Here is a 6,619-nt window from a genome sequence, read left to right as displayed (position 1 = left end):
TTTTAAGTAACCACACAATATTTTTTAAAACTTCTATTGAGATATCCTTTTCATCTCTGGATATAAGTTTCTCCATAATCATGGAGGATATCCCAGATGGGATGTATTTTCCAAATGAGGTGTAGTTTGATATTTTTTTGTCTTCAAATTGTTCCATTCTTGAGGTAACAACTTCAATATATGGTATCATTTGATACATAAGTCCAGTAAATAGAAGATACTCGCCCTCTTCTTTTAGATCTTCTGTTTCCCACCAGGTATTTAGGCGTTTTGTATTTATACCAAATGGATTTTTGGTTTTTTTTATATTTTTTGCCATTACATCTATTATATCTGTGGGATTAAACATTGACATCCCTCCTCATTTTATCGAGTACAAATCTCTTTAATCCTAACATCACCTCCCCAGGATTTGCGCCCCTTGGACATGAAGATGTACACAGGCCACAGTGAAGACACTTAAATATCTCCATCTTTGATTTTAAGATCTCATCCTCTGCCCCAATTTGCACATAACGCATAAATCTCCTGGGAAAGCTGTGTTCAAAAAGGGGACAGATAGCTGAGCATGTACCACAATTAAAGCACATGTTTGAGCTATCTACACCATATTTTATTAGCTTTGATTCAAAATTTGGATTAATTACCCTCATCTAATTATCTCCCTTGTTTTCCTTATAAAGCCTTGTCTTCCACCAAGATATAGGAAAAGTAATCTCCTTGTTTATCGCCTTCTAAAACTTCACCATACTTTTTTAAAGAAGCAATATACCACATTACAGTATCTTTAGGAAGATAAGTTTTTTCACTGATCTCAGGTACTGTCTTTGAACCATTCTTTAGTGCATTTTTTATTGACTCTTTTATTTTATTTTGCTCCTTTACTATTTCTCTAATTTCTTTTATCCTATGTTTTCTTATTTCCCTGAGCTCTTTTAGTTTTTCTTTATCTATCATGGCCATACATCCTTATTGCTAATTAATCTTGAATTATCTCATCGTTTACAATGGCGTCCACCATTGCCTCATACTGTTTTAGGGTTGATCCTGCAATTTGAATTGCACCTTCAGGACAGACAGGTACACATGCACCACATCCAGCACAAAGGGCTGGTACTACCTCTGCCTTTCCATCTTTCATTATAAGGGCTCCATCTCTTAGACATGCTTCAATACACTTGCCATGACCTTTACATTTGTCTTTATCAACCTCAGCAATAAAAGGATCCACTTCCACATAACCTTTACCAAGAAGAGAGCTTATTTTTACTGATGCACATGATGCACTATTTGAAACTTCTGAAGTATCCATTGGGGCCTGTGCAGTCCCTGCCAGGACCACACCATCTACAGATGTTTCTACTGGTCTTAATTTTGGATGTACTTCCTGCAAAAATCCATCGTTTCCAACAGGGATTTTCATAAGGCTGACCAAATTATTAATGGGATTTGGCTCCATACCAACACCAAGCACAACTAAATCCACTGGAACGCCTATTTCTTCATTAAAGGTAAGGGTATCTTTTACCTTAATTAAAAGGGGATAATCCAAAATGCCCTTTTGTATCTCGGGTTTTTCAGCTGGCTCAAATCTTATAAATTTTACCCTGTTTTCTGATGCCCTTGTATATAGCTCTTCCTGATACCTCCCATAGGTCCTAATATCCCTGTATAGATCGTAAACCTGAGTATTTGGAAATTCTGCCCTTATTTTATTTGCATAACTCAAAATAGTTGAACAACACACCCTTGAGCAGTACTCGTTTAGTGTCCCATCTTCTCTTTCTTCATCTATTCCGGGAATTTGTCTGCTCCCAACACAGTGGATAAAGGCCATTGAGCGAATCCTTCTCCCTCTAAATTTCAAATAACCATCAGAGGACACACCCTCATTTGAAAGTAAATGGATTAACTGGGGCAGTGTTATGACCTCTTTAAAATTTTTATAACCATATTCACCTACTTTAGGTTCATAGGTCTTAAAGCCTGTTGCTATAACAATAGCTCCAGTTTCTAGGTTTATCTCACTATTCTTTATATTGTCTAAAAAAACCCCTTTCATATCCACATAATATGCATTATCAAGAATTCTATCCCTTAACACAATTTGTTCCATATAATCTGGTCTTTTTATCTCCACCTTTAAATTAAAGTTCCCAATATATCCTGAAAAATCCTTTAAATTACCACAGGTATACACATCTATATTTTTGTTGAAGAGCACCTCTTTAATTAAAGATACCAGAGCAGTTTTTGCATCTATATTTGTTGGATAAAGTTTATCAAGATGGGCAACATGTCCTCCTAGATATGGACTTTTTTCTATCAAAGTCACTTTAAATCCAATATTTGCAAGATCTCGTGCGCTTTTAAGCCCGGCAAAACCACCACCAATTACAGTTACGTGTTTTTTGGTGTTCACTCTAATTGGTTCAAGGGGTTTTAAAAGGGCTGCCTTTTTTACAGCAGCATAAACCAACTTTGTGGCCTTATCTGTTGCCTCTTTTCCGTGGTGCACCCAACTCACCTGCTCCCTTATATTTGCATGTTCATAAATATACGGATTTGCCCCAGCCCTCATAATAGCGCCTTTAAATGTGGTTTCATGAAGGGATGGGGCACACGAGGCAACAACCACCCTGTTAATCCTTCCAGCCTTTAAATCTTCTATAATCATATCCTGTCCAGGGTCAGAACACATGAACATATTGGTACGGGCAACTGCTACTTCTTCTAATTTTTCCACTCTCTCCCTTACCTTTTCAACATCCACGTGATCAGAGATATTTCCGCCGCAGTAACAAATATATACACCCACCTTTGGCTGGGAATTGTTTTTTGTCTCCATCATGTTAAGCTCCTATTTTTCTTCTTTTTTCCTGGCCAAAAATATTGAGGCCTGCATGGCAGCATTGCCTGCCTCTGAAATAGTATCAACAATATCCTTTGGACCTATACAACAACCAGCTCCGTATATGCCTTGTTTTCCTAGTAAGGCAGGGTCTATATTTGGATTTATGCTATGAATAAAATTGTCATATCCACATGAAACACCTTGAAATTCTTCTAAATTATCCATCTCGGGGACAGCTCCCAAGGCAAGCACAACAAGGTCATGTTCCCTCTGTATTTTCTCCCCTGTTGTTTGATCTTCAAAGTGGACAATTACCTTATCTTCTTCACCCTGTGTTAAGTATGCAACCTTTGCCCTGACAAACTCTATTCCCATTGCAATTGCATTTTGATAAAATTGTTCATATCCCTTTCCAAAGGCGCGAATATCCATATTGTAAATGGTGAGATCAGCAAGTGGAAGTGCACCAGAAAGCAGCATTGCCTGTTTTATTGAATACATACAACATATCCTGGAGCAATACTCTATGCCCATTGATTTATCTCTGGATCCAGCACATTGTATAAAAGCAATAGATTCTGGTTCTTTTCCATCAGATGGCCTAAGAACCCTATTATACGGGCCATGTGGAGCAAGGAGCCTTTCCATTTGAAGGGAAGTGATTACATTTTTTAGCTTTCCCTGACCATATTGCCTCTTATCTGCTAATGATGTTAATTTGAATCCTGTTGCCATTATTACTACATCTGATTCAAATTCCATATTAATTGGCTTTTGAAAATAATCTACTGCATCCTTAGGACATACTTTTGCACATTTTCCACATAACATACACCATTGAGTATCCAGATAAGCAATCTGTGGAATTGCATTTGAAAAAGGTATAGAGATTGCTTTTTTTGCCACAAAATTTCCCTGTTCTGGATCTGGTACAAGGACAGGACAATTTATTTCACACTGTCTACATCCAATACACTTATCTTCATCAACAAATCTGGGCTTTTTTACTGCTCCTACTACATATTTATTCCCCTTTGTTGATAGCTTTTTTACTTCAGTATAAGTATAAAGTGTAATATTTTTGTGGTGGGCTGCCTGAGCCATCTTTGGGGTGGTAATACAACTGGCACAATCAAGAGTGGGAAATACCTTTGACAGCCTTATCATATTACCACCAATTGATGGATTTTTCTCAATTATTGCCACCTTATATCCCTGGTCTCCAAGGTCAATTGCCGCTTGCAATCCTGCGATTCCACCACCAATCACAATGGCATCAAATTTTAGGTTTTCATTATTCATATTTTGTCCCCCAGTTCTTCCCGAGCACCTAACTTGTGCAAGTTAGGTGCTCGGGAACTTTTACCGGTCCTAACTCTTCTATTATTCTGTTCATATCATTAACTTCTTTTAAAAAGGCCCTGATACACACAGTACATATTGATGTGAGCTTTAATCTTTTGATATCTATATTCCTTTCTTTCATCATCTGATATACATTGTCTATTTTTTTAGCCAGTGCCTGATATGCCCCTGGATAAGGGCACTCTTCCCCACATGACATTATAATTATGCCATCTATGCCTTTTTCAAAACATTTAAGATAAAAATCTTCAGGAAACATCACAGGGGCCCTGACTTTTAAAATGTATGTATTTGCTGGGTAAGATGAGTGGGCCTGGCCCACTGCGTTTGCACCAGGGTAGGCACAGGCCTCTGTTGCTAAAATTAAGATTTTTCCTTTATAATTGGACATGACTTTAAGTCCTATTTTTTTCTTTTTATATAGTGTTTGTCATAACCATCTGCCTCAACAAAACCCATATATTCGTGTCCAACTTTATCAGCCCATGCCTTAAGGTCGGACCTTGTTCCTGGGTCACTGGAGTATACTTCTAATATCTCTCCAACCTTAACCTTCCCAATTCCTTTTTTTGCCTCTAAAAGTGGCCCAGGGCAGGCACTACCCCTTGCATCAACTGTTGTCTGTGCAGTTACGTTGTTTAAATCTGCCATAACATTACCTCCTATCTTTTTGTTATTGTTATGTGAAAATTACAATCCTTTTCCTCAATTTTTGATTCAATCTCTATATTTGATAATTCCAATATTTTCCTTAAGTAATGGACAGTAAGAGGATCATTTGTTGTTATTTTAAGCTCATCCCCCTCACTCAATTCAAACACCTTACCAGTAATTCTCAAAAGGTTCACAGGGGTAATAAAACAGTCTTGAATATCTAAATTCACCTTCATACCCTATTCCTCTCTGATATTGCCTGTATTTAGGCAAGTCACATGCCAAAAGTACCAATAAAAATTTTTATTAAAAATAACAGTGTGTTACAAATTTTATTTACATCAATAAAAAGATTTGTTAAATAGAGATAACATTTTTTTGCTTAACATATATTAACACTATAAACAAAAATGAGAGTAAAATTAAAAAAGAGGTTATAAGAATAAGATTTTTCTTCTATTTTATTGAAAAAAAGCTAAAGATATTAATTTAACAATGGATGAACATCGTACCGTAAATAAATGAAAAAGTTTAACAACCTAGCATAAGTATAGATTGTCCACTGATGGGATTAGTCGATATGAAAAATCAAATCAAAGATTTTTGGGAAGCTGTAATTGAAACCATGCAGGAAGGGCTTATGATCGTGAGCCCTCAAGGGATTATAATTTCAGTGAATAAGGCTTTTGAGGAGTTGGTCCAGTACACAAGAGAAGAGCTTGTTGGAAAAAGTTGTAAGGTTTTAGATTGTGATATTTGTATGGGAATGAGGAATAATTTAAATGGTCACTGGTGTGAATTGTTCAGACAAAAAGGCACGAAAAAACGAAAATGCATATTGCGTAGAAAAGATGGAAAAAGGATCCCAGTGCTCAAAAATGCAACTATTTTATATGATGAAGAAAATAAAGTGCTTGGCGCTGTTGAGACATTAACAGACTTAACAGAGGTTTTAGAAAAAGAGAGGCAGATTAGAAATTTAAAAAAAGTTTTAAGAAATGAAAATAATTTTTTTGGAATTATTGGGTCATCTCCAAAGATGCAACAAATTTTTCAGTTAATAAAAAATGCTGCTAAATCTGATGCTCCAGTCATGATATATGGTGAATCAGGCACAGGAAAAGAACTGGTTGCAGAGGCCATCCACAATTTAAGTGACAGGTGCAAAGGACCTTTTATAAAGGTAAATTGTGCTGCAATAGCAGAAACTCTCTTTGAATCTGAATTATTTGGCCATGTAAAAGGTGCATTTACTGGAGCCGTTAAGACAAGAAAGGGCAGATTTGAGTTAGCTAGTGGGGGAGATATATTTTTAGATGAAATTGGCGACTTGCCTATTTCCATGCAAGTTAAGCTTCTTCGGGTCATTGAAGAAAAGGTTATTGAAAGGGTTGGTGATAGTACCCCTATTTCAATTGATGTGAGAATAATTTGTGCAACAAATAGGGATCTAAGAGAAATGGTTGAGAAAAAAGAATTCAGGGAAGATCTCTTTTTCAGGATAAATGTAATACCTATCTTCCTCCCTCCTTTAAGGGAAAGAAAAGAAGATATCCCCTTACTTGTTGAACACTTCCTCACAAAAAATAGCCTTAAGACAGGAAAACAAATAAATGGAGTCTCAAGAGAGGTAATGGATATATTTTTTGAGTATCACTGGCCTGGAAATGTGAGAGAACTTAGGAGTGTAATTGAATATGCTTTTGTTGTATGCGATGGACAGGTAATTACAAAGGAACATCTAAT

At 36.4% G+C, this 6,619-nt stretch carries 8 protein-coding genes and 1 pseudogene; 1 reads left to right on the top strand and 8 read right to left on the bottom strand.

The window, feature by feature from the left end; genetic code table 11:
• The 8 genes and pseudogenes from ACY2V1_RS02665 to ACY2V1_RS02630 form a co-directional block, all read right to left on the bottom strand.
• Positions 1 to 349, bottom strand: a pseudogene (locus tag ACY2V1_RS02665) ((Fe-S)-binding protein); the annotation flags it as partial.
• Positions 342 to 653, bottom strand: a complete 312-nt coding sequence (locus ACY2V1_RS02660; protein ID WP_461833252.1) for a 4Fe-4S dicluster domain-containing protein — start codon at positions 651 to 653, stop codon at positions 342 to 344. The pseudogene ACY2V1_RS02665 and the gene ACY2V1_RS02660, both read right to left, overlap by 8 nt.
• A gap of 22 nt (positions 654 to 675) precedes the next feature.
• Positions 676 to 957, bottom strand: a complete 282-nt coding sequence (locus ACY2V1_RS02655; protein ID WP_461833251.1) for a hypothetical protein — start codon at positions 955 to 957, stop codon at positions 676 to 678.
• Positions 958 to 979: 22 nt separating this feature from the next.
• Entirely contained in the window at positions 980 to 2,851 is a 1,872-nt protein-coding gene (locus ACY2V1_RS02650) for a CoB--CoM heterodisulfide reductase iron-sulfur subunit A family protein (protein ID WP_461833250.1), read from the bottom strand.
• Positions 2,852 to 2,860: 9 nt separating this feature from the next.
• A complete protein-coding gene (locus ACY2V1_RS02645; RefSeq protein ID WP_461833249.1) occupies positions 2,861 to 4,156 on the bottom strand; it encodes an FAD-dependent oxidoreductase in 1,296 nt (431 codons plus the stop codon).
• A 28-nt stretch (positions 4,157 to 4,184) separates the two neighbouring features.
• Positions 4,185 to 4,610, bottom strand: coding sequence for a hydrogenase iron-sulfur subunit (locus ACY2V1_RS02640; protein WP_461833248.1), 426 nt, complete (start codon positions 4,608 to 4,610; stop codon positions 4,185 to 4,187).
• Between the two features lie 11 nt (positions 4,611 to 4,621).
• Entirely contained in the window at positions 4,622 to 4,870 is a 249-nt protein-coding gene (locus ACY2V1_RS02635; RefSeq protein WP_461833247.1) for a sulfurtransferase TusA family protein, read from the bottom strand.
• Positions 4,871 to 4,881: 11 nt separating this feature from the next.
• A complete protein-coding gene (locus tag ACY2V1_RS02630) occupies positions 4,882 to 5,109 on the bottom strand; it encodes a hypothetical protein (RefSeq protein ID WP_461833246.1) in 228 nt (75 codons plus the stop codon).
• A gap of 344 nt (positions 5,110 to 5,453) precedes the next feature.
• Here ACY2V1_RS02630 and ACY2V1_RS02625 point away from each other — a divergent pair.
• The coding region (locus ACY2V1_RS02625) for a sigma-54 interaction domain-containing protein (RefSeq protein WP_461833245.1) at positions 5,454 to 6,619 on the top strand (1,166 nt) is incomplete at its 3' end.

The organism is Desulfothermus sp. (assembly GCF_053993635.1).
The sequence above is the reverse complement of the archived record's forward strand: the minus strand, read 5'-3'. Positions and strand labels throughout refer to the sequence as shown.